The sequence below is a fragment of the Pseudomonadota bacterium genome, assembly GCA_016711215.1.
In the GTDB taxonomy this organism is placed as follows: domain Bacteria; phylum Myxococcota_A; class Polyangia.
Window position 1 is genome coordinate 81,033 of sequence record JADJTL010000005.1, and the last position, 26,017, is coordinate 107,049.

Sequence of the window (26,017 nt, forward strand, 5' to 3'; positions counted from 1 at the left end):
CAGCTCGGCGCCGCCGTCGCAGCGCGTACGGCGAAGAAAGGGGACCTGATGCGAAGACTCCACGAACCCGCGACAGAGCTCGCGCCGCGCCGCCCCTCTGCCCGGTGCAAAGCGCCAGCGCGCGCGCTGGCCTTGACCCTCGCGCTGGGACTGAGCGCGCTGGGACTGAGCGCGTGCTGCCACAGCCCCAAGACGCCGCTCGGTCGACAGAAGGGCCTCGGGCAGCTGAGCGCCGAGGCTAGACCGGACGCTCGGCCGAGCCGGCAGGCAGCCTACCTGCAATGGCTCGAACGGCACTCGATGCTGAAGCAAGCGGAGGCGCTGGCGCAGCGCTACTCCGGCAAGGGCTTGCTGTGGCGGCACCCCTACGCCGCGATTCGGCCCCGGGCCGCGTCCGCGCTGGCGTCGACCTGGTTCACCGCCTATCCGGGCGCCACCATCACGCGCGAGGGCGCGAGCGTGCTCAAGACGCTCGGTGACGAGCGTCTGTGGCGGGCCTTCGCGTCGATCGGCATCAAGGCGATGCACACTGGGCCGATGAAGCGCTCGGGCGGCGTCACGGAGCGGCGCTTCACCCCGACGATCGACGGTAACTTCGACCGCATCAGCATGCGCATCGACCCCGGCTTCGGCGACGAGGCTGAGTATCGCGCGCTGGTGGCCCACGCGCGCAGCAACGGCGCGATTGTGATCGCCGACGTCATCCCCGGCCATACCGGCAAGGGCCCCGACTGGCGCTTGGCCGAGCGCGGCTACCAAGACTACCCGGGCATCTATCACATCGTCGAGATCGACGAGAAGGATTGGGGGCTGCTGCCACCCGTCCAACCCGGCGAGGATAGCGCCAACCTCAAGCCCGCGGTCGTCGACCAGCTCAAGGCCAAGGGCTACCTCGTCGGCCGGCTCTACCGCGTGATCTTCTTCGAGCCAAAGGTCAAGGAGACCAATTGGAGCGCGACCGACGTGGTCGAGGGCGCCGACGGCAAGCGCCGTCGCTGGGTCTACCTGCACTATTTCAAGGCTGGCCAACCGACGCTCAACTGGATCGATCCGACCTTCGCCGCCGCCAGGCTCGTCATCGGCGACCTCCTCCACGCCGTGGGCGAGCTCGGCATCGGCATGCTGCGCCTCGATGCCAACGGCTTCCTCGGTATCGAGGTCGATCCGAGCGGCGCGCCGGCCTTCTCAGAGGGCCATCCGCTCTCGGTGACCGGAAATCAGCTGATCGCCGGCACCGCGCGCAGGCTCGGCGCCTTCACCTTTCAGGAGCTCAACCTCTCGCTCGACGACCTGCGCCTGATGCAGAGCGGCGGCGCGGATCTCTCCTACGACTTCGTCACCCGCCCGGCTTACCACCATGCGCTCGTGACCGGCGATGCGCGCTTCTTGCGCCTGATGCTCAACCTGGCGCGCGAGCACGGCATCGATCCTGCGACGCTCATTCACGCGCTGCAGAACCACGATGAGCTGACGCTCGAGCTGGTGCATTTCTGGAATAAGCACAAGGACGATGTCTTCTCCTTCCGCGGCAAGCGACTCAAGGGATCCGCGCTGCGGACCATCATCCGCGACGAGCTACTGCAGAAGCTCCTCGCCGTGCCCTACAACCTCAAGGCCTCTAACGGCGTCGCCTGCACCACCGCCTCGGTGATCGGCGCTGCGCTGGGGTTGAAGGACCTGCGCTCGCTGAGCAAGGACCAGCAGGCGCAGGTCCGCAAGCTGCACCTGCTCCTGGCCTTCTACAACGCCTTCCAGCCGGGCGTCTTTGCGCTCTCGGGCTGGGATCTCGTCGGCGCGCTGCCGCTGCCCGCGCCCGCCGTCAGCACGCTGATGGCCGACGGCGACACGCGCTGGATCAACCGCGGCGCCTACGATCTCCTGGGCGACAATCCGAAGGCGACGACCTCGACCTCGGGCATACCCCGCACCGCGACGCTCTACGGTCCCGTGCCGCTGCAGCTCGCCCAGCCCGACTCCTTCGCCTCTCAGCTCAAGCGGCTGCTCGCCGTCCGCGAGCGCTATCGGATCAATCAGGCCAAGCAGCTCGAGGTGCCGGAAGTGCGAAACCCGGGTCTGCTGGTGCTGGTGCATCAGCTGCCTGCGGGGGGCGGCATCGAGGTCACCGCCGTCAACTTCGGCCGCGGTCCCGTCAGCGAGTCGCTAAGGCTAAGCGCGGTCGCCGGGAAGTCTTCGCTCGCCAACCTCCTCGAACCAGCGAACCACGACGACCGACTGATCGGCGGTCGCCTGATGCTGAGGCTGGCAGCCTTCGAGGGCAAGGCGTTGTTGATCAGGTAGCACCCGCCAGCGCCGCGCTTGCTCGGAAGCCCGCGGTGGTCGCCCGTCGCTCGTGCGGGCGCCGACCTCAGGCCGTCGCCGCCGCTGGGCCACCTCGCTCAGCCCTGCGCGCTCCCCTGCTGCGCCTGAGACCCTGCCTGCGGCGCGGCCTCGGACGCGGCGAGTCCCTCGCCCGGCGCGCCCTCCCAGCAGACGAACTCACGCCAGCGCGCGCTGCCGGCCGACGACGCCAGGGCCTCGTTATCGAAGCGAGGGAGCTGCTGCAGCCTGGCGAGAAGGTCGAGCTCGCACGCGCAGTCGAGCGCAATGACGCAGCGGCCGCCTTCGGCGCCGCGGAGCAAGAGGAAGAAGTCGTCGGCGTCTGGCCCCTCGTCGCTCGTCACGATCGACACCGCGACCAGCTCATCCCAGCGGACGTCTTCGAGGACCTCGTCGCCCCGCAGTCGCCGGAGCCCGACGCCATCGACCTCGACGCGCAGCCTGCGCGTTGCGAGCGCGGCGCGGCGTAGGCGGTTGCTCAGCAAGGGAGCCAGGAAAGCGGCGGCGAGCAGGATCGCGCGCAGCGCCAGCGGGAGGCCGCTGACGAACCAGCAGGCAACGCCGCCGACAAATACCAGCGCCAAGACCACTGGCGGCCACCGCCTGCTAACAAGCGCACGCGCCATCTTTTGTCGAAGAGTGTCCATCCTTGACCCTTGACGCGGCCCCCCCGCCAGGCCTCGGGGGCCAGCCACGGTCGCCGCTGATGCCGGCAGCCAGCGTAGCATCGCCGGGCAAAGGGCCGCGCGGCCCGCGCAACCCCGACCCGCGCAACCCCGACCCGCAACCCCGACCCGAGTTGATCCGTTAGACGCCCCCGGCCCTGATGACCCCGACCCGCGGCCCTGACGACCCCAGGGCGATCGCAAAGTCCCGACGGTCGACGGGAACCCATTGGGGGGAGGAACCTAGCGGGGACCGGCACGGCGCGATGGCTGGGTGGTTTGAGGCTCAAGCAGAGCGATCGTGATTGACCGCCGATCGCGACCGTGATCCAAGGTAGGTGCCGGGCGGAGTTACGTCCAGCACTGGAGCCTCTGCGATGACCGTCTCACGATTCGACAAGCTGCTCACGATCACGCGTGCCATGCCAGACCCACGGGAACGCCGGGGGCTGCGACATCCGATCTGGGAAGTTCTATTCGTCGCGCTCGTCGGAGCTCTCGCCGTGGCTGACGGCGCTGATGCCATCGAGATCTTCGGTATCGAGAACGAAGAGTGGTTCCGACGCCGTTGTGCTCTGCAACATGGCATCCCCTCGCAAGATACCTTCCTGCGCATGTTGGCGGCCATGGACCCTCGCGCGTTCGAGGCGCTGTTCCGTCGGTGGGCGACGAGCTATGGGGCGAGCGTGGCGGCGACGGAACGTGTCAACGACTACTCGTCCGCCGTCGTCGGTCACCCCGGTCGCGACTACCTCTGGATCCTCGCCCGCACTCCGACGATGGCGGAGGCGAGCTACCGGGGCCTCATCACGCGCCTCCAGGCCCAGGGCTACCAGACCTCCCGGATCGTACGAACGCTACAGGTCGCGGGACCGCCCCCTGCGGGCGACTCTCGATCGCGGGAAAGAAGCTGATGACGGGGCTCCAGCCAGAGCGCTTGCTGCTCCTGACCGGCGCCACGGGATTCGTCGGTGGCGCGGTGAGACCGGCCCTCGCGCGCGAGGGCTGGCGCGTGCGGTGCCTGACTCGGGATGCCGCGCGGGCCCAGCAGCGCGAGCCCGCCCTCGACTGGGTGCAGGGCGACGTGGCGGATCCGGACTCGTGTGCTCGCGCGCTCGACGGATGCCAGGCAGCGCTCTACCTCGTGCACGGGATCGGCGAGGGCGGGGACTACCACCGGCACGAGGTGATGGCCGCAGCGACCTTCTCGAAGGCGGCGGCCGCAGCGGGCGTCGAACGCATCGTGTACCTCGGCGGCGTCGCGCCGATCGGCACGGGCTCCGATCACCTGCGCAGCCGGCTCGACGTGGGCGAGGCGCTGCGCGCCGGTTCGGTGCAGACGATCGAGCTGCGCGCAAGCATGATCGTCGGGCACGGCAGCCTGAGCTGGCTCATCGTCCGCGACCTGGCGGCCCGCTTGCCCTTCATGGTCCTGCCGCGGTGGCTGAAGTCGCGCACGCAGCCGGTCGCGATCGACGATGTCGTCGTGGCGCTGGTGCGGGCGCTCGAGCTGCCCCTGGCGGCGAGCGTCTGGTATGATATCGCGGGACCGGTCACGCTCTCCGGAAAGGAGATCCTCGAGGAGACCGCGCGGGTCATGGGCCTTCGGCACCCACGCATGATCGAAGTGCCTCTCCTATCGCCTCGCTTGTCGTCGCTCTGGGTTCGCTTCGTCACGCGCGCACAGTGGTCCGTGGCACGCGAAGTGGTGGTCGGCCTAACCGAGGATCTGCTGGCACGAGACGACCGCTTCTGGGTGCTCATCTGCCATCCACATCGCTCGTCCTTCGCCGAGGCGGCAAGGTCGGCCCTCGACGCCGAGCGCGGCGACCACCGTGTCCAAGGAGCCTGGGGCGCCATCGAGCGCGCGAGGGGCCTCTCGAAGAGCTCGGCATGAATCGCCCGGTCACCAGCGTTGTCACCGCGAGGTCGCGAAGCACCACGCTCGCGTTCGCCTCGATCGCGGCGTGGCTTGCTGCTGCCGCGGTCACGGGGCCACTCGGCATCTGGCCGGCCATCGGTGGTGCGGCGGTTGCGCTCGGCCTCGCCGTCCTGCTGTTCGAACGCCCCGCACCGCTAGCGCTGCTGCAGCCGAGCCCCAGGCTCATGCTGCTCGGTGCCACAGCGGGGGGCCTGATGGCCGGCGCCACCTACCTGCTCTATCCACTGCTCGCGCGCAGCTTGCCGTTCATCGCGAGCGACACCATGCAGCTGTACGCGGCGTTTCGGAGGCCGTCGCTCGTCGTCGCGTCGGTTGCGCTCGTCCCCGTCATCCTCGGAGAGGAGCTGGTCTGGCGCGGCGTCGTTCAGGCTGCGCTCGTCCAGCGCCTGGGAGCTTGGAGGGGCGTCGCGCTGGCGGCTGTCGTGTACGCGCTGGTGCACACGCCTCTCGGCTCGCCCGTGCTGGTGGCGGCCGCGTTCTTCTGCGGACTGGCGTGGGGCACCCTGCGCGCCACGACAGCGAGTCTCGTACCACCCTTGGTGGCTCACCTGTTGTGGAACGCACTCGTCCTGCTCTGGCTGCCACTGGACATCAGCTGAAGAAAGGAGCACCCAATGCCTCACGTCGTGCTTGAAGAGGCCATCGATCTCCCAGTCGCCTGCCCGAGTATCCAGCTCACGGCGGTCCGAAACGGGAGTGAGATCCTGAAGGTCGTCGATGTCTACCTGAACCGGTCGGGGCACACCGCGCTCGTGGACTGCGTGGTGGTCGAGGAGGGGCGGTCGCAGCCCTTCTTCGTGCAGCTCTCGCAGAAGGACCGACAGATCACCGTGCGGCTGCTCCCGGCGACCGATCCCGAGAAGACCGTCGGCGTGAAGCGCCTGATGGGGCTCATCGCCAAGCAGCTTCACGAGAGAGCTACCGGAAGCCGCTTTGGCAAGACGAACCTGCAGGAGTTCTTGCAGTGAGCGACCGCGCGCAACCCCGACCCGGCAGCGGCGCTCCAGCAGGCGCGCAAGCGCAGCAGACCCGGTCGGCTCCGCTCGCCACGCCAGTTGCATATTCAGTTGCATATCCGTGAACGCGGTCTCCCAGAATTCAGTCACGCGCGGCTCCTGCTTCTGGTGAAGGGCGTGGAGCCCTGAAGGTTGCCGACACCCCTCCACGATGTACTGCTCGGGCAGCGCAATCGGCGACACCCTGGCTGAAAGGCCGGCGCCCTCGAGTGCCACGAGGACCGCCTCGGGCACGACGCGCATGCTCGCCGGCGGGCCACGGAGGGCGCTGGAGCTGAGTCCACGACGAACAGGCTTCCGTGCGGTCGGAGCGCAGCCGCGAGGCCGCGCGCGTACTCGCCGCGATCACCGAGGTGGTGCCACACGTGCACCACGAGGATACGGTCGACGCTACTCGGGGCCAGGCCCGAGGCAGTCGGCGTGGCCTGGATCGCGCGCAGTACATCGCCGGGACACTGCCACTCGTGGCGCGCCGGATCATCAAGCACCTGGGCCAACGCGGCCGCGTCGGCGAATGCGTGGTGGGCTCCGCCGACGCCGTGGTCACCATGCGGCCGCACATGTTCGTGGTCGCGATGCCGTGCTCCGTGTGCGGAGCAGCGGGTTCCTGTCGGGTCCACAGCCCGAGTCGAAGCCGAACTGCACGGACCGCCGAGCGTCGCCGTGAGGACGGCCGTCACCGGCTGTCGCATCTGCTCTCCAGTCCCGGGTCTCGCCTGCGGCCAGCTCTAGGGACGTTCTTCGGCCGCTAGCCGGCGTTTTGGCCTACCCTGGCGCCCAGGCGCGCGGTGTCGAGCCGCACAGATCGAGGGCCGGATCCAATGCCCCTTTTCGCTTCCGTCCGTGGGACGCCAGAAGGTAGGCTCCACCCCATGGTCGAGCACATCGTCTGGTTCAAGTTGCGAGCTCAGGCCCCCGAGGCCGACAAGCAGCGCCTGATGGCCGAGCTGGTAGCGCTCAAGGAGCGCATTCCCGGCATCATCGAGGCCAGCGCTGGCGCCGACTACTCGGGCCGCGCCGCCGGCTACACGCACGGTTTCGTTGCCCGCTTTGTCGATCGCGCGGCGCTCGAGGCTTACCACCCGCACCCGGCCCATCGGACTGTCGTCGAGCGCTACGTCGAGCCGATCAGCGAGGGCGTGTTGGCCCTGGATTTCGAGCACGACTGACCCAGCGATCGCCCGGCCGTCCCCTGCAGTTCCCGACCCGGGTCAGTATGAGGCGAGCTGTTCCAACGATGGCAATCTGAGTCCACGAGGTCTCGCGTCCGGTCCAAGCGCGGCCCCGACCCCGCGTCGAGCAGCCCCGCTTCAAACCTGAAGACGCACCGTCGACCTCAGGGGGACAGCGCCACCCGAGAGGACGCCTTCAGACGTCGCCGAAGAGGTGCCGAAAGAGCAGCCGGCCACCGACGAAGAAGCCGTCCCGCGGGGGCGCCGCTTCGATGCGCATAAAGCCACCGAAGGTCACTTCCAGCTTGACCGCCGAGCGCTGGTCCAGCGGCAGCGGCAAATAGGCCACGAGCCCGATCAGGAACTCGGCAGCGGGGTCCCGCTCGCCGACCACGCCGCCAAAGCCAGCAAGAACCCCAGCATGCTCACACACCAACCCCTCCCCGGTCAGGCGTAGATGGACGGCATCGGTGGCCGGCCGATAGCCCAGCTCAAAGATCAGCTGCCCGCTCACCAAGCCCACGTCCCTGCCGTACTGAATCACGGCGCTGTTCCCGGCCCGGGTTAGTGTGACGCGGGGTTAGGCTGACGCGTAGGGAATAGATAGCTCGGGGTACTGGTGCAGCGGGCACAGCGCGTACAGCGGGCACAGCGCGTACGTTGCAGGCGTGATATTAACCCCGGCCGCCTGAGCCCCTCTACCGCCGAAAGACGACGAAACACTCCCATGTCGCGCTTCTCGATGAAACCCAGGCTGCCCACCGGGCCGACGAAGTCGGCCTCCGGCAGCATCACGCGCTACATCACCGCCCGCGGTTACCGCTTGCTGACCGATGAGATCCACCAGCTGTGGAAGGTGGAGCGTCCCCGCGTGACCCAGGAGGTCGCCGAGGCGGCCGCGCTGGGGGACCGTTCGGAGAACGCCGAGTACATCTACGGCAAGAAGCGCCTGCGGGAGATCGACAGGCGACTGCGCTTCCTCAGCAAACGCATCGACGAGCTCGAGGTGGTGCGACCCTCTGAGGCGCAGCAGGGACGAGTGTTCTTCGGCGCCTGGGTCACTGTCGAGGACGAAACCGGCGAGACCTCACGCTTTCAGATCGTCGGGCCTGACGAGTACGATCCGAAACAGCACCGCGTCAGTATCGACGCACCGATGGCACGCGCGCTGCTGGGAAAGGCCGAGGGTGACACCGTGCGTATCAACCGCCCCAAGGGCGTCATCGAGGTAACCATCGAGGCCATCGAGTACGAATAGCCACGGCTCGTCGGCCCGTCGCGCGCGCCGTCTGGCTGTGCCCGCTGTTCCCGACCCGCGCTCTTCCCCAGTCAAGCAGCCCCGTTCCAAACCCGAAAACGCACCGTTGCCCTTAGAGAGCGAGCGCATTGCGCTGCCCAGCATACCTATGTTGCACGCGTCATATTAACCCGGGTCGGGGACAGCGTCGTACCCGGGTCGGGGACAGCGTCGCGGGTCGGGGACAGCGTCCTTAACCCGGGTCGGGGACAGCGTGGGACAGCGTCCAATCGCCATCGCCATCGCAACCGCCTATCGCCGCCGCTTCTTCGGCTGGTACAACCACGGCCACCGCTACGCGGCGCGCGGCTTGCTCACGCCGACCGAGACCCGGATGGACATGCCAACGAAGGCGACGCTGCTGGTCGCGAGGAGACGCTGCAGGAGATGCGCCGACGAACGGTCGCCTTGTCGTTGACCGATACGGCGCTCCCTACCCGCCGCGCAGCGCCGGGGTGGATCGCACCGCGACGCGGAGGGGACTCACCCTTAAGGGAGCCATCTTGAGCCGGGGGCCAGCATCGAGCGCGCCGCCAGGCCCGCGACTGATCGATCATCTGCGCGCGCTGGGCTACACCAACCGCGCTGCGCGTGCGCTGCTCGCGAGCGGCAAGGTCTCCTACGGGGGCGCGCCTACCGCCGACGAGGGGCGCCAGGTGGACCCCGCGCGCGTGGTGCTTTCGCTCAATGCAGCCCGCCACCGCCCCAATCGCGACCTCGTGGTGCTCTTCCATGATCGCCACCTCGCCGTGGTGCTCAAGCCACCGGGGATGCTGGCGGTAGACGCACCCGGGCGCCGGCAAGAGACCAGCGTGATCGAGGCCGTCCGCCACCTGCTCGGCTCCGCCTTCGCCGTCCACCGCCTCGACGAGCCGACCTCGGGGCTGATGATGGTCGCGCTGACGGAGGCCTGCCAGGCGCAGATCAAGGCGCTCTTGTTCCGCCACGAGGTGGAGCGGGAGTACCTGGCGATCGTGCGCGGCCACTTCCCGGCGGCGCCGGTCCGCGTCAGGACCAAGCTCGTGCGTGACCGCGGCGATGGACTGCGGGGCAGTCGCGACGATTCCGATCAGGGCCAGGCCAAGGAGGCCGTGTCGCGCTTCAGCCTGGTCGAGCGCCTCGGTCCTCGCGCGTCGCTCGTGGCCGCCAAGCTCGAGACGGGCCGCACGCATCAGGTGCGGATACACCTATCCGAGCGAGGCTTTCCCGTCCTCGGCGATCCGCTCTACGGCCCGCGGGGCAGCGAGCAGCTGGCCCCCCGCCTGGCCCTGCACGCAGCCCACCTGGGGCTGCGTCATCCGCTGGACGGCAGCGCGCTCTCGTTCGCGGCGCCGCTCGCTGACGACCTCGAGCAGCTGCGCCGGCGCCTCTGCCGGCCCTGAGCTGCCTGCCTGCGCGTGGCCCAGCGGTCGCGGTGGGGCGACCCGAGGGGCACCTGCTCGCGCCGCGCTGGGCTCGCGCCGCTCCGCTACACTCTCGCCGCTCCGCGCTGTCGCCCGGCGCGCGGGCCCGTTATACTCGCGGCCCCTGTCGCCCAGAGGAACGACCTTGACGCGCACCCTTCCACGCTCAATCGCCACAGCGACCGGCACCGCGCCCAGGACTTGCACCGCACGCGCCTTGCGCCCCGATCTCGACGTCGCGAGCAGACCCTATACACGGCGGGCGGAGCGGCGGGCGTCGCGCCGGCACCGGCCTTGGGTCGCGCCACGGGGCGCGCTGGCGCTGGGGATCCTCTTCGCCCTGCCCGCCTGCCGACCGGCGCCGACCGCCCATCCCGCCGCCACGACCGTCACCACGAGGGCCAGCGTAACGGACCCCAAGCAGGTGGTCGCGCGCGTCAATGGCGCCCCGCTGCTGCGCGAGGACGTAGCGCTCCAGCTCGGCGGCGCGGCGAATGCGCAGCGCGCGCTGGAGCGGGCGATCGACGAGGAGCTCTTGGCCCAAGAGGCCGTGCGACGCGGCTTCGCGCGCGATCCAAGCATCGCCCGCGAGCAACGTCGTGCGCTGGCGCGCCGCCTGATCACGCGTGACTTCATCGAGCGCTTGCCGCCGAGCGCGATCCCACGGCGCCTGGTCGAGCGCGCCTACGCGCTCAACCGCACGCGCTACGTCCATCCCGAGCTGCGCGAGCTGGTGCATATCCTCGCCGTCGCCGACCCCAAGGGAGACGACGCTGAGCACCACCGCCAGGCCCGGGCGGTGGCGCGTAAGGCGCTGGCGCTGGCGGGCGCACGCGCCGCGTTGAGCGCTGCCGAGTTCAAGGCGCTCGGCGAGCGCCTCAAGGCGACGAGCGCGCCGATCAAGCTGCGCGTCGAGGAGTTCACCACCGCGCCCGGCGAGACGATCGCGCCCTTCTCCGCGGCCGCCTTCGCGCTGGCTCGACCGGGCCAGCACAGCGGCGTCGTCCGCACCGACTTCGGCTATCACGTCATCTACCTCAAGGCGATCACGCCGCCCCGCAACGCCGCGCTCGCCGAGGTCGAGGGGGAGGTGCGCAAGCGTATCCTCGCCGACGCGCGCCGCGTCGTGCTCGACGAGCGCCTGAGCGAGCTGCGCCAGCGCGGCCCGGTCGTCGTCGACGAAGCCGCGGTCGAGCGCGCCCTGGCGCCCAAGGGCGGCTGAGCAGCCCGCGCGCGCCGAAAGGGAGAGCACGAGAGCACGTGGCTTCGGTCTTCTCAGAGATCCTCGACGAGCTGCTGCGCGAGCTTCCCGAGGCGCTCGGCGCGATCTTCATCGATTGGGAAGGCGAGTCCGTCGACCACTCGGCCGGCGACCTCGGCGCGACCAACATCCGCCTGGTCGGCGCCCACTGGGGCATCGCCTACAACTTGATGCGGCGCGCGTGCGAGCAGCTCGAGCTCGGCACCCCCACCAACCTGGTGCTGCGCTTCGCCGAGCGCCGCGTCGTGATCGGACGCGTCGTCGAGGGCTACTATCTCGTCATCGCCACCGCGGCGAACAGCCCGCTCTGGCGCACGCTGCGGGCGCTGCGCCAGACGCGCGAACGGCTCTTGAAGGAGCTCTGAGCGCGCGCCCCGCGGGGCTCTGCGCGGGAGAGGGAGAGAGAGGAGAGGCTCAGGCGGCGACGAGCTGAGCCTCGCTCAGGTTGACCGAGACCAGCTTCGAAACGCCGGGCTCCTCCATCGTCACGCCGAAGAGCCGGTCAGCGATCTCCATCGTCGTATGGTTATGCGTGATGATGATGAACTGCGAGCCGGTCGACAGCTCCTTCACCAGCTCGCGCAGGCGCAAGACGTTGGCATCGTCGAGCGGCGCGTCGACCTCATCGAGCAGGCAGAAGGGCGTGGGCTTGACGAGGAACATCGCGAAAATCAGGCTCGTGGCCGTCAACGCCTTCTCGCCACCCGACATCATGTCGATCGAGACCAGCTTCTTGCCGGGAGGCTGAGCCACGATCTCGACACCGCCCTGCAGCACGTCCTCGGCCTCCGTCAGCAGCAGCCGCGCCTTGCCGCCGTGGAAGAGGCGCGGAAAGACCTGCTGAAACTGTTCGTTGACGCGATTGAAGGTCTCGAGGAAGCGCTCGCGGCAGGTGCGATTGATCTTCTGAATCGCCCGCTGGAGCTGCCCCAGCGCCTGCTCGAGGTCGAGGCGATGCCGATCGAGCTGATCGTGGCGCTGGCTGAGCTCGTTGTACTCGTCGATCGCCGTCAGGTTGATCTCGCCCATCCGATGAATCAGCTCGCGGAGCTGGTCGATGCGCTCGCGCTCGGGCTCACCGACCGGCGGGCGCAGGTGATAGTCGCCGGCCACGCGCGGTAGCTCCTCGCGATAGCGCTCCCAAATCTGCTCGTCGAGGTGCCGGCGCCGCAGCGCCAGCTCGCTGCCACGCAGCTGCAGCCGCCCCAGGCTTCCGCCGAGGCTGCCCGCCTCCTCGCGCGCCGTCTTGACGGCGGACTCGCTCGCCCCCAGCGCCTGTGCACGCGCTTCGTAGCCCGTGCGACCGCCCGACAGGGAGTCCTGGAGCTGCGCGCGCTGACCGACGAGGTCGTCGATCTCGGTCCGCGCGCCGACCACGCCCTGCTTCAGCCCCTCCGCGCGCGCCAGGCCCGTGGTCATCCCCTGCTGCAGGCGCTCGACCCGACGTTGGCGCTCCGCCCGCACTCGCTCGAGCTGACGCAGCGCCTCTTCGGTCGCCGCGCAGGTGGCGTTGACCTGCGCCAGCGCCACCTTAAAATCTGTCACGCTGCCCGCGTCGTCATCCGCCAAGATGGCCAGGCGCCGGTGCTCGCGTCCGAGCAGCGCCAGCGTATCACCCGCCGCCCAGCGACGATCGCAGGCCACGACCAGCGTCTCCGCGAGCAGGCGATCCTGGCGGTCGAGCTCCGCCAACCCGAGCGCGGCGCGCTCGAGCTCCTGGCTCAGGCGCTGATGCCGCACCATCACCTCGCTCAGCTCCGACTGCGCCCGCCCGAGATCCTTCTCGCGCGTGAGCGTCTCCTTCTCGCTCTGATGGGCCTGCTGCGTGGTCTCGCGCAGCACCTGCTCGAGGGTCGCGATCTCGGTCTTGACCGAGACATGCCGCTCCAGCGCCGCATCGTACTGATCCTGCAGCTCGCCGATGATCGCCTTCAGCTCTTTGATCTCGCGCTTCTGGTGCAACACACCCGAGTTCTCTGCATCCTGCGAGCCGCCGGTCACGGTGCCGTCGGGATCGAGGATGTCGCCCTCGAGGGTGACGACGGTATGACGCCCGACCTGGTCCCAGATCCCGACACCGGTCTCGATCCTATCGACGACGATGACGTCCCCGAGCAGCGCTTCAGCCACCGGGCGATACTGGTCCTGGCAACTCAGGAGCCCGAGCAGCGGTCCGTGCACCCCAGGCGCGCGGTAGGCGAGTGCCGCGGGCGCCAGCAGCGGCGGCGCCGCCGCCTGGTGGTCCTCTGCGCAGCGCGGCTGCTCACTGCCGGGATCATCCGGCTTCGAGGTCCAGACGAAGCCAATCGGCGCGTCGGTCAGGAGCGCGCGGCGGTAGGACTCACCGCGCTCAGCCGCGCGGGAGATGAAGCTGGTGCGGCCCTGGGCGCTCTCCTTGAGATAGCGAATCGCGTCGATGCCGACCTCATCGCTCTCCACGATCACGGCGCCGAGCCGATGGCCCAAGACAGCCTCGACCGCCAACTCGAAGCCTGCCGGCGCCTCGATCGCGTCGGCGACGACACCGAGCACACCACGCTCACGCGACGATCCATTGTGGCGCTGCATGACCGCGCGCGTGCCCTTACCCAGGCCCTCGTAGCGGGCCTGGATCTCTTGCAACGAGGCCAGTCGGCTGCGCCGACGATGCAGCTCCGTCCGCAGCACCTCCAGCTCGGCCTCGCCGCGCCCGACCTGTTGCCGCAGCTCGTCCAGCCGAGTGGTCGCGCTGCGCCGGCGCTCCTCGAGCTGCTCGCAGACGCCGCCCAGCTCCTCGAGCTGAGCCCGCAGCTCCTCGGCCGTCGCCCGCAGCTGCTCGCCGCGCGCCCGTAGCTGGTCCAGGTCCTGCGCCCCCTGGGCCGCCCGCTGCGTCAGATCGTCACGCCGCTGGCGCGCGGCGCGCTGATCCGCCTCGGCCCGCGCGGCCTCCCGCTCGGCCGTCGTCAGCGCCTGACGCTCGCCGTCGATCGCGGCCTGCACCTCGCCGAGGGCTCCCCGCAACCTGTCGAGGCCCTGCTGCCGCCCCGCGAGCGAGCCCGCGTGCTCCGCGCGCTCCTGCTGCAGCGCGGCGGCGCGCCCACGCGTCTCTTGCAGCCGCGCCTCGTCGTCGACGAGCTGCCGCTGCAGCTCCTCCACCTCGCCGCGCGCATGCCCGGCGTTGCGTTGCAGCTCCTCGGCCTCGCGCGACTGAAACTCGATCTGGCTCTCTCCGAGGCGGATCCGATTGTCGAGCTGATAGAGCTGCTCCTGGAGCTGATTGAGCGCCCGCTCCTGCTCGACGACCGCGATGCGCTCCTGCTCCAGCGCCAGCTCGCAGCGCTCCAACGCGAAGGCGGCCGCCTCACGCTGCTGCGTCACCGCGACCAGCTCGGCGTTGACGCACTTCTGCTCGGCCGTCAGCTCGAGCAGCTGATGCGAGGCGGTCCAGAGCTCGATATCGCGCATCTCCGACTTGTACTGCCGGTAGCGCTCGGCCTTCTGCGCCTGCCGGCGCAGCGAGCCGAGTCTGCCACTGAGCTCGCCGAGCACGTCGGTGATCCGCAGGAGGTTCTGGCGCGTCCCCTCGATCTTGCGCTCGGCGAGCTGCCGCCGCCGCTGGTACTTCGTAATTCCCGCCGCCTCCTCGATGAAGTGACGGCGCTCCTCCGGCTTGGCGCTGACGATCAGCCCGACGCGCCCCTGCTCGATGATCGAGTAGGCCTTGGTCCCGACCCCGGTGCCGAGGAAGAGGTTGGTAATGTCGCGCAAGCGCACGGGGATCTTGTTGATCAGATACTCACTGCTGCCGTCCCGGTGCAGCCGGCGCGTGATCGTAACCTCGCTGTAGTCGAGCACGGCGACCGGGCTTCGCGGATCGACCTCGAAGGTGATCGACACCTCGGCCATCCCCGACGGGCCCCGCGAGTCCGACCCGTTGAAGATGACGTCTTCCATCGTCTTGCCGCGCAGGTGCCGCGCGCTCTGCTCGCCCATCGCCCAGCGCAGCGCGTCGACGACATTCGACTTGCCGCAGCCGTTTGGCCCGACGACCGCAGAGACCGGCTGCCGCAAGTCCAGCGAGGCGGGATCACAGAAGGACTTGAAGCCGCTCAGATCAATTCGCTTGATGCGCATACTGCTCCTGCTGAGGGCAGAGCCCGCGTCCACGGTTTGGGAGGGATAGGGCAGCAGCCATAGCAGAGGATCTGCCGGCCTGTAAAGTGGGCGCGGACACCACATCTTGTGCCAGCAATTCGTCAACAACCCATTGCTGGTGCCATCGCTCGCAGGCGCGCGCCATTCGACGTGACGCCCCATCGCCCCTCGGCTATAGTCCGCGCCACCATGATTGGCCTGCCGATCCTCGCCCCGAGCTCCGCCCACGGCATCGACTGGGGCGCGATCATCTTGCTGCTCTTCGGGATCGCGTTTTTCTTCGTCGTCGCGCGGGCGATTCGGCGCCTGGCGCGAGGGCGCTCCAATGAGGGCGACGCCGGCGACGCGAGCGACGAGCGCGGCCACCGCGGCGGCAGCAAGACGGCAGCAGCCAAGCGGGCCGGAGGAGCGGCAGACGCCCCGCTGCCCCAGCGCCGGCCAGACCCCCGACCACGGCCGATCGCGCAGCCGAGCGGGCCCCCGACCGCGCGGCCGATCGTGCCGACGACCGCGCGCGCATCGACCGCGGCCTGGCCCGCACCCGCGGCGGCTTCGTCGCGCGGCTGGGCCAGCTCTTCCGCGGCGGTGCGGTCCTCGACGAGGCGCTGCTGGCGCAGGTCGAGGAGGTGCTCTTCACTGCCGACATCGGCGTGCGCACCTCGCAACAGCTTATCGACGGGCTGCGGCGTGAGCTCGATCGCGCCGACCGCACGCCCGAGCGCGCCTGGGAAGAGCTACAACGCGCCGCACGGGCGATGCTCGAGGGCCTGGACCAGGGACCTCCGATTCGCTTTGCCGCGACGCCGCCGACGGTGCTGCTCGTCGTCGGCGTCAACGGCACGGGGAAGACCACCACCATCGGCAAGCTCGCCGCCCGACTGCAGCGCGAGGGCCGGCGCGTGCTGCTGGCGGCCGGCGATACCTACCGCGCCGCGGCCGCCGAACAACTCGCCATCTGGGCCGAGCGGGCCGGCGCCGCGATCGTCCGCGGCAAGGAGGGCGCGGATCCGACCTCGGTCATCGTCGAGGCGCTGCAGCGGGCCAAGGCTGAGGGCTTCGACGTCGTCATCGCCGACACCGCCGGGCGCCTGCACACCAAGGTCGAGTTGATGGAGGAGCTGGAGAAGGTCCACCGTTCCATCGCCAAGCAGGCGCCGGGGGCGCCGCACGAGACCCTCCTCGTGCTCGACGCCACCACGGGCCAGAACGCCATTGTCCAGGCCAAGCTCTTCCAGGCGTCCACCGCGGTCAGCGCGATCGTCCTCACCAAGCTCGACGGCACAGCCAAGGGCGGGGTGGTCCTGGGGATCGCCAACGAGCTCAAGCTGCCGGTACGCTTCATCGGGATCGGGGAGCAAGTCGACGACCTGCGGCCCTTCGACGCCGCCCTCTTCGCCGAGGCGCTCTTCAGCCCGGACCGCAAGGCTGCCGCCGCACCTCGAGAGAACGAATAGCCCCCTGGTATTAATTGCTTGGCCATAAGCGCCCGTGCTAAGGTCCGGGCCTGGCTGCGCGGGGTAATTGCTTTCAATCGCAGAGATATCCGCCGCTAGCAGGCGTAAACCCCCGAGGCTGCGAAAGACGTCCGAGGTTGGCATGAGGCATCCTCCGCACTGCGAGAGCGCAAAGATCATCACCGCCCTGCTGCTCGTGGGCGCCCTCGGCCTGGCTCCCGGCCTTGGGCACGCCAGGCGGGCACGTCAGGCGCCGCCGGCGACGGCAGCCTCGGCAGCGGCCGTCGCTAGCCCCGCGGAGCAGCCGGCAGCGGAGCCGGAGATCCCCGAGCTGCCCGAGGAGCCCCCGCCACCCACGGATGCCGACCTGTCAGGCAAGGATGCCGTCGGTGCGGCCGCCGCGAGCAGCGAGGACGTTAGCGCCGCGACGGCCACGACGACGGCTGAAGCCCGCTTGCGCGCCCGCGCCTCGATGCTGCGCGACATCGTCGTCGTCCAGCGCAAGGCCTTCCTCCGCCGCCATCGCCTCGAGGTCGTTCCCTTCGTCGGCAGCACGATCAACGACACGCTGATTCAGCACACGGCGCTCGGCGGTGAGTTGAACTACTTCATCAGCGACATCCTCGCGGTCGGGCTGCGGGGCGCCTACTACCTGCACAACGTCGCGGACGAGGAGTTCTACGTCCGCTATCACTTCGGCCGCGTGCCCAGCCTGAACAAGTACAACTGGGAAGCGACCGGCAACTTCTCGTACATCCCGATCTGGGGCAAGCTCACGCTGCTCAATCGCCCGATCTTCCACTGGGACCTGTGGCTCAGCGGCGGCGTCGGTGTGACCCGGACAGAGGTCATCCCGCGCGACTTCGTCAACGAAGCGTTCTCCAACTACTCGCTGACCTTCCCGGTGGCGATCGGCGCGCGCCTCTACCTCAACCGCTGGATGGCGCTTCAGGTGGCCTTGCGCGACAACATGATGCTCGACCGGCTGGAACAGGCAGGACGCACCCTGCCCGATGCGGCCGAGGCCAAGGCCCAGCAGAGCGATACGCAGTTCATTCATAACGTCTTCGCCACGGTCGGCTTCAGCTTCTTCCTGCCGACTGGCTTCAGCTACACGAGCCCGCGCTGACCACCACCGGAGAATCCGCCATGCATGCTCGTGGTGTTCGCTTCTTGCTCCAGGCCGCGTTGGTGGTCGCGCTGATCTTGGCGCCCCCGCTCGGCGCGCAGCTGCTCGGCGCCCAGGACGGTCTCGCGGCCGCAGCCAAAGGTGGCCCGCTCGCTGGCCAGCCGGCGGTGCGCCTACGGCGTGAGCTGCGCGACGACCGGTTCGAGATCGGACCCTCGATCGCCTTCGGCCTCAATCGCAGCTATCGGCATTCCGTGCTGCTCGGCGCCAAGCTCGCCTACCACCTCACCGATGCCTTCGCGCTCGGCGGCGAGGTCGCCTATGGCGTGGGCTTCGACACCGGACTCACCGACGAGCTCAAGGCCAGCTATGCTGCTGAGCCTGCCGCCTGGCGCGCGGCGCACAGCCGCCTCTCCGACGTCCAGCTCGCGGCAGACCTGCGGGCCATCTTCACGCCGATCAGCGGCAAGCTCTCGCTCTTCTCGGCGCTCTTCCTGCACTACGACTGCTATCTCTTCGCCGGCTTCGGCATGGGAATCCTGAGCAACGGCAGCGACGACCCGGGCGTTGATGCGGCGAACGAGGGCTTTCAGCCGGGAGCGGCCTGGGGCCTGGGCGCGCGGATCTTCGCCAACAACTACGTCGCGATCGGGATCGAGCTGAAGGACCTGATCTTCGCCGACAATCCCTCGGGCGGCGATACGACGCGCGGTCTCTCGGCCGCCGAGAAGCAGCGCAACGGGGTTCCCTCCGTCGATGGCGACGACAAGTCGATCGAGCACCACTTCTTCCTTGGGCTCAACGCGACCTTCTTCCTGCCGCGCCAGGTCGTCGTTTCGCGCTGAGCGGGACGCGCTCGCACAAGACCGCTGAGAGCGCTGAGAGCGCTAGAAGTGCAGGGCGAGGTTGACGTCAAAGGACAGCCCGCTGACGTAATTCGAGTGCCCGGAGCCCGTTCGGGTGTTCACATCGCCGAACGCGAGCCCGCGGTAGAGCACACGCCCCCCCAGCGTCAGCCACGGACTGAGCCAGCCGTCGAGGCCGGCGCCAAGATTGAAAATCGGCCCGCTGGCGAAGACCGAGTTGCCCTGGGTGTTGCTGCCATAGGTGGCGCCCAGATAGCCAAACCCGACCCCCGCCTGCGCATAGGGTTCGATCGGCCCGTAGGTCGGCAGGTGCAGCTTGCCGTCGACGCTGAAGGTCATCATGTAGAGCGCGTCGAGGTCGATGAAGAGCGTGTCGCCCTGAACGCTGCGATGGTCGTGGAAGCTGGTGTTCCAGTTGCCCTCAACCGAGAAGAAGGGGCCCAGCCGCACACCGCCGAAGAGCCCGGCTCCGCCACCGCTGCCGAGGTAGCCATCGGTGTAGTCCGTCGTTTGCGCCAGTACGGCGACGCCGGAGAGCTGACCGCCGAGGTAGGCGTGGACGCGATGGCGAAAGGCCAGCCGCCGCGGGCGCTGCGGCTGATAGGTCGGCGCGGGGCCGGGGCCGTAGTACTGGGCGTATTGGGCGGCAGCCGGTGAGCCGGCGGAGGACAGCGCCACCATGGCGACGGCGAGCACGATGACGGAAGCGGTCTTGCAAATACGCATCGAGGTTTCCTCCTGTTGTCGGATCCCGCCGCAGCAGTGGCGCCTGGCGACTGACAACGACCCAGCCCCACGCAATGCAGGTGCCAACCATACGCAGCCCGTGGATTGCTGACAAGCAGCGCTGTATTCGCAGTAGGTTAGCGTTGTCTCCCAGCCACGGCGCCGCTCCCACCCGCGCGCCTCGACCGTCAACGACCGTCAACGTCCGTCAACGGCTGTGGCACGGCCCGCACGCGATCGCGACTACCGCATGCGCGCGAGGGCCTCGCGCGCCATCGTCGCGAGATCAGGGTCCGGATGGCCACGCGCGACGAACGCGAGGTAGCGGCGAGCCTCGTCGCCGCCAAGGGCGCCGACCGCATCGAGCAGCTTGGCGAGGCGGGCCGTGTCCTCGAAGCGCGCGAGACGGGTAAGCGCCGGCACCGCGCTGCGATCGCCGATGGCCGCCAGAGCGCCGATGGCGCGATCGGCGATCGCCTCATGGTCGTGCCGCAGCAGCGCAATCAGGCGCGGCACCGCGGCGCGGCTGCGGCGCCAGGCAGCGGTATCGATCGCGTCCGTCAGGCGATCAGAGCGCTGCTCTTTGAGCGCGGCGAGGAGTCGCTGCTCGCTCCCCACGAGCAGCTCGGCGCGGAGTCTCAGCTCTTGCACCGACCCCTCTACGGCGCGGCGGGTGACCTCACGCAAGGCCCGCGCACCGCCACCGTGGCCCGCCGGCAGGCGCACCGCCAGGTTGCTCTGCAGGATCGGGCCGCGCCCCGCCGCGCGTGGCGTGGCCCGCGCACGCACCCCCAGCCCGAGCGCCGGCGGATCATCCGCACCCGCGTCCTCCTCCGCGCTCAGGGCGACCAACCCCACCTCGACCCTGAGCTGATAGACCAGCGCCTCGGCTGCCCGGCCGGCCCCCTCCGCCAGCACCCCCTCGCGCGGCAGGGCCGCCGCGATCCAGGCCCGCAGCTCGCCTGGCGAGGGCGCCGCGCCGGCGGTCCTCCACCCCTGCGCCTTGACCTCGATCGCCGCCACCTCGACGGCCGCGCGCGCGCGCGACACCGCCGAGCGCCGACACGCCAGCGCGCCGCAAATCAGGACCGCTGCGACGACGACGTGCTGAGGACGCTTTGCGGCGCTCATCGGGAGGCTTCGCTTCGGGGCGAAGCCGCGGAGAGCAGCGCCTCCGCCTCGGCCGCGCTCAGCGCGATCGCCCTGCTCTCGTACTCGATGGCCAGCCGCTGCGCCAGCGCGTGCGCGGCCTCGGCAGGCTCGGCGCGCGCCCGACAATCGAGCGAACCGAGGCCACCGGCCGCGGACTCCCGCAGGGCACGATCATCGCGAAGTCGTCGAGCGCCGGCTCCAGGTTGAGCGCAAAGCCGTGCATCGTCACGCCGCCCCGGGCGTCGACCCCCACGGCGGCGATCTTCCCAGCGTCGGTCCAGACCCCCGGCTCACCAGCCTCCCAGCGCGCTGCCACGCCGAGCTCGCCGAGGTAGGCCACCAGCGCGCGGGCCATCCCGTCGACATGCGGCCGGATCGCGCGGCCGATCGCGCGGATCGGATAGCCCACAAGCTGCCCTGGCCCATGGTAGGTGACCTGCCCTCCGCGCCCGATGCGGGCGCAGGCCACCCCGCGGCGCTCGAGCTCAGCCGGGCTGACCCGCACATCGACCAGGTCCGCGCTGCGCCCGAGGGTAATCACCGGGGGGTGTTCGAGGAGGATCAGCGTGTCCGGCGCGGTCGCGCCACGCACGGCCGCCCGCAGCGCCTCTTGCAGCGCGAGCGCCCGCCCGTAGTCGACGCGACCAAAGTAGGCCCATTGCAGAACTCGCTCCATCGGCGCCGAGCATGCGACACCGGCCGCGGTGCAGCAAGGTCCGCCCTTACAACGTGTCAACGCCCTTACAACGGGCCCGCTACAGGCCGCTGATCAGCCGGTTGCCGCGCTCGGGCGCAGCGCGTATGCTCCGTTCCTTTTGGCATTTACTCGTCATGCGACTTTCGTTCTTTCTACTCGCTGCGCTCCTCGGCCTGGCCACGCTCGGGGTCGGCGCGGTGGGTCTGCGCTGGCGCGCGATCGTGCACCAGCAGCAGGCTGGCCCCGCCTCGGGCGCCGCGCCCTCGCGACTGGCCCGGTCGGCGCGGGCCGCCCGCCCCTCCCCTGCGCAAGCAGCGCCGCTGCCGCCGGAGCAGCGCGCCAGCACTCGACAGGTCTTCAGCGCCCGCAAGCGCCAGGCGGCCATCTTCCTCGAGACGCAGCACGGACCCTTCGACGACCTGATCCTCGCCGCCGCGCTGCGCTGGAAGCTGGACCCCTTCCTGCTCAAGGGCTTGCTCGACAACGAATCGGAGCTCGATCCGAGCCGCATGAGCAAGCGCAGCTATGCCACCCATGGCGGGCGGCGGCTGCTGGTCAGCGGTGGCGCCTTGGGCATCGCCCAGTTCACGGCCGCCGGTGTTCGCGGCGTCAATCGGCTGCGCGCGCGGCGGCGGCGGCGCGGTGCGCGGGTGTTGTTCTTCGACCTCGATCGGGCCCGGATCTCCGAGGAGGCGATTCCAGCGGCTGCCGAGCTGCTCGCCCACCTGATCAACCGCTACGGCCGCGACGGCGGCATCACGGCCTATAACGCTGGCGGCGTCGGTGGGCGCGCGGTCAGTCGCCTCGGCTTCTGGCGCGCACGGCACGCCGGCCGCTTGCGGCGGAGCGGCCTGATCCGCCTCCAGGGCGACCGCTTTCTCCTCAACGTGTTGGCGCGCTCGAGCTGGTACCGGGAAGGCGCGGGTCTCGACCGGCTCTACGAGCCCGACATCCTGCACCCCTCGAGTCAGCGTTACGTCAGCGCCGCCCCGCCCTCCCCAGGGACCTCGGCGCTCGCCTCGGCCCGCGCACCCTCGGCGACTACTCCAACAGCGCCTATCGCTATCGCTGATGGTCTAGGCGGCTAGCGCAGGAGGGCCGTGCGCTCGCCGAAGAGTTGCTCAACCTGCAACAAGAAGTCGTCGGTCGGGTTGACCGCCCAGCGCTCCGCCAGCTCGAGCAGCGCGGTCGAGCGCTCCGCCAGCCGCAGGTGCACATAGGTCCGGCAGTCGCCCTGATGCTCGCGCAGCACCCGCTGCAGCGCCTCCAGCTGCGCCTCCGCCAAGCCCTCGCCGGATAAGGTCAGGTGCACCTCCTTGGTCTTCTGCACGCGGAACTGATCCAGCGTCATCACCTTCTGCAGGTCGATCCGCGGCAGTACACCTTCGCCCTCGCCCTCGAAGCGCAGTCGCCCCGTAACCAACAGCGGTTCGCCGGACTTGATGGTGGCCTCGTGCTCCTCGAAGGCGCGCGAGAAGCACACGACCTCGACCTGCCCCTCGAGATCCTCGAGCCCAAAAATCGCCATGCGACCCTTGCCGCTCTTCAGCGGCCGCTCCCGATAGTCGCCGACAATACCGCCGACGCTCACCTCGGCGCGGTCCGCGAGCTCAGCGAGCGTCACGGTCGTCGCCGAGGCGTGGCGCCGCAGGTCCTCGGCGTAACGATCGAGCGGGTGACCACTGACGTAAAAGCCGAGGCTCTCGCGCTCGAAGGCCAGGCGCTGGCGCGGTGCCCACTCGGCGACGATCGGGTAGCGCTCGACGACCTGGCGCGTCGCCGTCGTCTGGTCCGTCGAGCCGCCGTCGAGCAGGCCGAAGAGGCTCGTTTGCCCCGATTCGCGATCGCGCTGCGCCGTCAGCGCCTGCTCCTGGGCCTCATCGAGCGCCGCCACGAGCTGCGCGCGATGCAGCTTCAGCCGCTCGGCCGTGCCGTCGAAGGCCCCGGCCTTGATCAGCGCCTCGACCACCCGCTTGTTGACGCGCCGCCCGTCGACGCGCTCACAGAAATCAAAGAGGCCGCCGAAGGGCCGCTCCTGACGCACTTCGAGCACAGCCTGCACCGCCGCCTCGCCGACGTTGCGCACCGCGCCCATGCCGAAGCGAATGAACTTCGGTCCGCCGCGGGCGATCACCGAGAAGTCGGACTCCGACTCGTCGACGTCGGGTCGCACGACCTCGATGCCCATCTTGCGGGCCTCGGTGATGTACTTGGTCAGGTTGTCGGTGTTGTCCTTGTCGCAGGTCAACATCGCCGCCATGAACTCGACCGGGTAGTGGCACTTGAGCCAGGCCGTCTGATACGAAAGAAATGCGTAGGCCACGCTATGTGACTTGTTGAAGCCGTAGCCCGCGAACTTATCCATCAGGTCGAAGATCTGCTCTGCCAGCCGATCGCCGACGCCGCGCGCCGACGCGCCGGCGAGGAAGATCTTGCGCTGCTCGGCCATCTCCTCGGGCTTCTTCTTCCCCATCGCGCGCCGCAGCAGATCGGCCTGTCCGAGCGTGTAGCCGGCCAGGCGTGAGGCGATCTGCATCACCTGCTCCTGGTAGACGATCACGCCGTAGGTCTCCTTCAGGATCTCCGCCAACCATGGGTGCAGGTAGTCGACCGGCTTACGTCCGTGCTTGCGATCGATGAAGTCATCGACCATTCCCCCCTCGAGCGGGCCCGGGCGATAGAGCGCGACGGCCGCGACGATGTCCTCGAAGCAGTCGGGCTGGAGCCGCTTGAGCAGCTCCTTGAAGCCGCTCGACTCGAGCTGGAAGACGCCGGTCGTCAGCCCGCTCTGCAGCATCGCGAAGGTCTCGGCATCCGTCAGCGGGACCGCGTCGAGGCGAAACTCGGGCACCTCGCGACAGACCAGGCGCGCGGCGATATCGACCACGGTCAAGGTCTTCAGCCCGAGGAAGTCGAACTTCACCAGCCCCGCCTCTTCGACCTCGTTCTTGGCGTACTGGGTCACCAGCTCGCCGTTGGGGCCGCGGAAGCAGGGGACGTACTCCCAGAGCGGGCGCTCGGCGATCACCACCCCAGCGGCATGCGTCCCGGCGTGGCGGTTCAGCCCCTCGAGACCCGACGCCACGTCCAGCAACTCGGCCACGCGTGGGTTCTCGCCGGCGAGCTGCCGCAGCCGCGGCTCCTGCTCGAGGGCCTGCTCGATCGTCACGCTGCGGCCCTGGATCGGCTCGGGGATCAGCTTCGCGACGCGGTCGGCCTCGGCGTAGGAGAAGCCCATCGCGCGCGCCACGTCGCGGGTGACGCCGCGCGCCTTGAGCTGATGCATCGTGACGATCTGCCCGACGTTGTCGCGGCCGTATTTCTCGCTGACGTACTGCAACACCTCATCGCGGCGGTGCATGCAGAAGTCGATATCGAAGTCCGGCATGCTGACGCGCTCGGGGTTGAGGAAGCGCTCGAAGAGCAGGTTGTAGGGCAAGGGATCGATGTCCGTGATGCGCAGCGCGTACGCCACCAGCGACCCCGCGCCGCTGCCGCGTCCGGGGCCGACCGGCACCCCGCGCTGCTTGGCGTAGTTGATGAAGTCCCAGACGATCAGGAAGTAGGACGAGAAGCCCATCTTCCCGATCACCTCGAGCTCATGCGCCGCCCGCTCGCGGTAGACCTTCTCGTCGACGGCCTGCCCGCGCGCGCGCGCCTCGACGAGTCGACGATCGAGCCCCTCGCGCACCTGCTGCTCGAGGAAGGGCCCGAGCTCGAAGCCGGCTGGCACCTGATAGCGCGGCAGGAAGCTCTGGCCGAGCGCCAAATCGACGTTGCACGACTCGGCGATCCGGGCGGCGTTCTCGATCGCCTGCGGCAGGTGATAGAAGGCCTGCTCCATCTCCTCCGGCGACTTGAGGAAGTACTCGTCGACCTCGTGCTTGATGCGGTCCTTGTCCTCGATCTGCTTGCCGGTCTGCACGCACATCAAGCAGTCGTGGGCGCGCGCATCCTTGCGCGCCAGGTAGTGGCAATCGTTGGTGGCGACGAGCGGGAGGTTTGTCTGGGCCGCCAGCTTCACCAGCGCCTCGTTGACCTCGTTCTGCTCATTCAGCCCATTGGGCTGGACCTCGAGGAAGAAGGCGCCGGGCTCGAAGAGCTCACGATACTCGCGCACGACCTCGAGCGCCCGCGCGCTGCCCTGCCGCAGCAGCGTCTGCGCCACCTCGCCGCCGAGACAAGCAGAGAGCCCGATCAGCCCCGCGCTATGCTCACGCAGGAGCTGCTTGTCGATGCGCGGATGGTAGTAGAAGCCCTCCAGATAGGCCTTGCTGACCAGGAAGACGAGATTGCGGTAGCCCTCGAGCGTGCGCGCCAGCAGCACGCAGTGGAAGGTCTTACGACTGGCGCGATCATTCATCGCGCCGTCGCTGACGTAGACCTCGCAACCGAAGATCGGCTTGATCCCCGCCTTGCGCGCCGTCTTATAGAAGTCGAGCGCGCCGAACATGTTGCCGTGGTCAGTCAGCGCGACGCTCTTCATGCCGAGCTCGTGTAGCCGCGGATAGAGATCCTTGAGGCGGATCGCCCCGTCGAGCAGGCTGTACTGACTGTGCAGGTGCAGGTGCGCGAACGATCCGGCCATCCGTGATGCTCCCTTGCGGTCGCCGGCCTCGGGCCGACGGTGGCCGGCGAGCATAGCGCATCGCGGCCGGCTCCGGGGCCGGCGCCGCGGTCGCAGCAATCAGGCCGCGCGCGTCCAGCGTCAGCCCGCTCGCCCGCTCGCGCATCCGCCCGCGCATCCAACCCGCGCGGTAACCCTC

General features: G+C 69.4%; 21 protein-coding genes. 14 read left to right on the forward strand and 7 right to left on the reverse strand.

The features are described from left to right. Positions 1-48: 48 nt before the first annotated feature. On the forward strand, positions 49-2,298 hold the full coding sequence (gene treS, locus IPL40_13480; GenBank protein ID MBK8482157.1) for a maltose alpha-D-glucosyltransferase: 2,250 nt from the start codon (positions 49-51) through the stop codon (positions 2,296-2,298). 98 nt (positions 2,299-2,396) lie between these two features. Here the strand turns inward: treS and IPL40_13485 are convergent, their stop codons facing one another. Further along, positions 2,397-2,927, reverse strand: coding sequence for a hypothetical protein (locus IPL40_13485; GenBank protein MBK8482158.1), 531 nt, complete (start codon positions 2,925-2,927; stop codon positions 2,397-2,399). 689 nt (positions 2,928-3,616) lie between these two features. On the opposite strand from IPL40_13485, the gene IPL40_13490 reads away from it, so the two are divergent. The 5 genes from IPL40_13490 (at position 3,617) to IPL40_13510 (ending at position 7,129) form a co-directional block, all read left to right on the forward strand. Continuing rightward, complete coding sequence (locus IPL40_13490; protein MBK8482159.1) at positions 3,617-3,916, forward strand: lipocalin family protein; 300 nt, start codon at positions 3,617-3,619, stop codon at positions 3,914-3,916. Then, positions 3,916-4,899: an NAD(P)H-binding protein gene (locus IPL40_13495; GenBank protein MBK8482160.1), complete on the forward strand. Its 984-nt coding sequence runs from the start codon at positions 3,916-3,918 to the stop codon at positions 4,897-4,899. Before IPL40_13490 ends, IPL40_13495 begins: the two co-directional genes overlap by 1 nt. After that, a complete protein-coding gene (locus IPL40_13500) occupies positions 4,896-5,543 on the forward strand; it encodes a CPBP family intramembrane metalloprotease (protein MBK8482161.1) in 648 nt (215 codons plus the stop codon). The genes IPL40_13495 and IPL40_13500 overlap by 4 nt, the downstream gene beginning before the upstream one ends. Positions 5,544-5,558: 15 nt before the next feature. Further along, positions 5,559-5,912 (forward strand): hypothetical protein, encoded by a 354-nt coding sequence (locus IPL40_13505; protein MBK8482162.1) that lies wholly within the window; start codon positions 5,559-5,561, stop codon positions 5,910-5,912. A 920-nt stretch (positions 5,913-6,832) separates the two neighbouring features. Further along, positions 6,833-7,129: a Dabb family protein gene (locus IPL40_13510; protein MBK8482163.1), complete on the forward strand. Its 297-nt coding sequence runs from the start codon at positions 6,833-6,835 to the stop codon at positions 7,127-7,129. Positions 7,130-7,328: 199 nt separating this feature from the next. Here IPL40_13510 and IPL40_13515 read toward each other — a convergent pair whose 3' ends face one another. Further along, positions 7,329-7,646 (reverse strand): hypothetical protein, encoded by a 318-nt coding sequence (locus IPL40_13515; protein ID MBK8482164.1) that lies wholly within the window; start codon positions 7,644-7,646, stop codon positions 7,329-7,331. Between the two features lie 228 nt (positions 7,647-7,874). Between IPL40_13515 and greB the strand changes: the two genes are divergently transcribed. The 4 genes from greB to IPL40_13535 all read left to right on the forward strand — a co-directional run bounded on the left by greB (position 7,875) and on the right by IPL40_13535 (position 11,458). Next, a complete protein-coding gene (gene greB / locus IPL40_13520; GenBank protein ID MBK8482165.1) occupies positions 7,875-8,390 on the forward strand; it encodes a transcription elongation factor GreB in 516 nt (171 codons plus the stop codon). Positions 8,391-8,932: 542 nt separating this feature from the next. Further along, positions 8,933-9,811 (forward strand): RluA family pseudouridine synthase, encoded by an 879-nt coding sequence (locus IPL40_13525; GenBank protein MBK8482166.1) that lies wholly within the window; start codon positions 8,933-8,935, stop codon positions 9,809-9,811. Between the two features lie 238 nt (positions 9,812-10,049). Beyond that, complete coding sequence (locus IPL40_13530) at positions 10,050-11,054, forward strand: peptidyl-prolyl cis-trans isomerase (protein ID MBK8482167.1); 1,005 nt, start codon at positions 10,050-10,052, stop codon at positions 11,052-11,054. Between the two features lie 38 nt (positions 11,055-11,092). Beyond that, on the forward strand, positions 11,093-11,458 hold the full coding sequence (locus tag IPL40_13535; protein MBK8482168.1) for a roadblock/LC7 domain-containing protein: 366 nt from the start codon (positions 11,093-11,095) through the stop codon (positions 11,456-11,458). 49 nt (positions 11,459-11,507) lie between these two features. Here the strand turns inward: IPL40_13535 and IPL40_13540 are convergent, their stop codons facing one another. Continuing rightward, positions 11,508-15,206, reverse strand: a complete 3,699-nt coding sequence (locus IPL40_13540) for a chromosome segregation protein SMC (protein MBK8482169.1) — start codon at positions 15,204-15,206, stop codon at positions 11,508-11,510. Positions 15,207-15,745: 539 nt separating this feature from the next. Between IPL40_13540 and ftsY the strand changes: the two genes are divergently transcribed. The 3 genes from ftsY to IPL40_13555 all read left to right on the forward strand — a co-directional run bounded on the left by ftsY (position 15,746) and on the right by IPL40_13555 (position 18,655). Beyond that, entirely contained in the window at positions 15,746-16,681 is a 936-nt protein-coding gene (gene ftsY / locus IPL40_13545) for a signal recognition particle-docking protein FtsY (protein MBK8482170.1), read from the forward strand. Positions 16,682-16,823: 142 nt separating this feature from the next. After that, positions 16,824-17,810 carry an outer membrane beta-barrel domain-containing protein gene (locus IPL40_13550; GenBank protein ID MBK8482171.1) on the forward strand — a complete coding sequence of 329 codons (987 nt, stop codon included), beginning with the start codon at positions 16,824-16,826 and terminating at the stop codon, positions 17,808-17,810. A gap of 20 nt (positions 17,811-17,830) precedes the next feature. After that, entirely contained in the window at positions 17,831-18,655 is an 825-nt protein-coding gene (locus tag IPL40_13555) for an outer membrane beta-barrel domain-containing protein (GenBank protein ID MBK8482172.1), read from the forward strand. A gap of 42 nt (positions 18,656-18,697) precedes the next feature. On the opposite strand, the gene IPL40_13560 is transcribed toward IPL40_13555, so the two are convergent. The 3 genes from IPL40_13560 to lipB all read right to left on the reverse strand — a co-directional run bounded on the left by IPL40_13560 (position 18,698) and on the right by lipB (position 21,230). After that, positions 18,698-19,402, reverse strand: coding sequence for a hypothetical protein (locus IPL40_13560; protein ID MBK8482173.1), 705 nt, complete (start codon positions 19,400-19,402; stop codon positions 18,698-18,700). A 243-nt stretch (positions 19,403-19,645) separates the two neighbouring features. Next, positions 19,646-20,533 (reverse strand): HEAT repeat domain-containing protein, encoded by an 888-nt coding sequence (locus IPL40_13565; GenBank protein MBK8482174.1) that lies wholly within the window; start codon positions 20,531-20,533, stop codon positions 19,646-19,648. A 58-nt stretch (positions 20,534-20,591) separates the two neighbouring features. Next, positions 20,592-21,230 carry a lipoyl(octanoyl) transferase LipB gene (lipB, locus tag IPL40_13570; protein ID MBK8482175.1) on the reverse strand — a complete coding sequence of 213 codons (639 nt, stop codon included), beginning with the start codon at positions 21,228-21,230 and terminating at the stop codon, positions 20,592-20,594. Between the two features lie 155 nt (positions 21,231-21,385). Here lipB and IPL40_13575 point away from each other — a divergent pair, with 155 nt between their 5' ends. Beyond that, positions 21,386-22,339: a transglycosylase SLT domain-containing protein gene (locus tag IPL40_13575; GenBank protein ID MBK8482176.1), complete on the forward strand. Its 954-nt coding sequence runs from the start codon at positions 21,386-21,388 to the stop codon at positions 22,337-22,339. Here the strand turns inward: IPL40_13575 and dnaE are convergent. After that, positions 22,336-25,839 (reverse strand): DNA polymerase III subunit alpha, encoded by a 3,504-nt coding sequence (gene dnaE, locus IPL40_13580; GenBank protein MBK8482177.1) that lies wholly within the window; start codon positions 25,837-25,839, stop codon positions 22,336-22,338. The genes IPL40_13575 and dnaE overlap by 4 nt on opposite strands. Between the last annotated feature and the right edge of the window lie 178 nt (positions 25,840-26,017).

What these genes read in the sequence shown, in the direction of transcription:
- IPL40_13575 (MBK8482176.1), top strand. Translation starts at nt 21,386, where the DNA reads ATGCGACTTTCGTTCTTTCTACTCGCTGCGCTCCTCGGCCTGGCCACG.
- IPL40_13500 (MBK8482161.1), top strand. Translation starts at nt 4,896, where the DNA reads ATGAATCGCCCGGTCACCAGCGTTGTCACCGCGAGGTCGCGAAGCACC.
- IPL40_13565 (MBK8482174.1), bottom strand. Translation starts at nt 20,533, where the DNA reads ATGAGCGCCGCAAAGCGTCCTCAGCACGTCGTCGTCGCAGCGGTCCTG.
- IPL40_13560 (MBK8482173.1), bottom strand. Translation starts at nt 19,402, where the DNA reads ATGCGTATTTGCAAGACCGCTTCCGTCATCGTGCTCGCCGTCGCCATG.
- IPL40_13540 (MBK8482169.1), bottom strand. Translation starts at nt 15,206, where the DNA reads ATGCGCATCAAGCGAATTGATCTGAGCGGCTTCAAGTCCTTCTGTGAT.
- lipB (MBK8482175.1), bottom strand. Translation starts at nt 21,230, where the DNA reads ATGGAGCGAGTTCTGCAATGGGCCTACTTTGGTCGCGTCGACTACGGG.
- treS (MBK8482157.1), top strand. Translation starts at nt 49, where the DNA reads ATGCGAAGACTCCACGAACCCGCGACAGAGCTCGCGCCGCGCCGCCCC.
- IPL40_13550 (MBK8482171.1), top strand. Translation starts at nt 16,824, where the DNA reads ATGAGGCATCCTCCGCACTGCGAGAGCGCAAAGATCATCACCGCCCTG.
- IPL40_13555 (MBK8482172.1), top strand. Translation starts at nt 17,831, where the DNA reads ATGCATGCTCGTGGTGTTCGCTTCTTGCTCCAGGCCGCGTTGGTGGTC.
- IPL40_13505 (MBK8482162.1), top strand. Translation starts at nt 5,559, where the DNA reads ATGCCTCACGTCGTGCTTGAAGAGGCCATCGATCTCCCAGTCGCCTGC.
- IPL40_13510 (MBK8482163.1), top strand. Translation starts at nt 6,833, where the DNA reads ATGGTCGAGCACATCGTCTGGTTCAAGTTGCGAGCTCAGGCCCCCGAG.
- IPL40_13490 (MBK8482159.1), top strand. Translation starts at nt 3,617, where the DNA reads ATGTTGGCGGCCATGGACCCTCGCGCGTTCGAGGCGCTGTTCCGTCGG.
- dnaE (MBK8482177.1), bottom strand. Translation starts at nt 25,839, where the DNA reads ATGGCCGGATCGTTCGCGCACCTGCACCTGCACAGTCAGTACAGCCTG.
- IPL40_13495 (MBK8482160.1), top strand. Translation starts at nt 3,916, where the DNA reads ATGACGGGGCTCCAGCCAGAGCGCTTGCTGCTCCTGACCGGCGCCACG.
- greB (MBK8482165.1), top strand. Translation starts at nt 7,875, where the DNA reads ATGAAACCCAGGCTGCCCACCGGGCCGACGAAGTCGGCCTCCGGCAGC.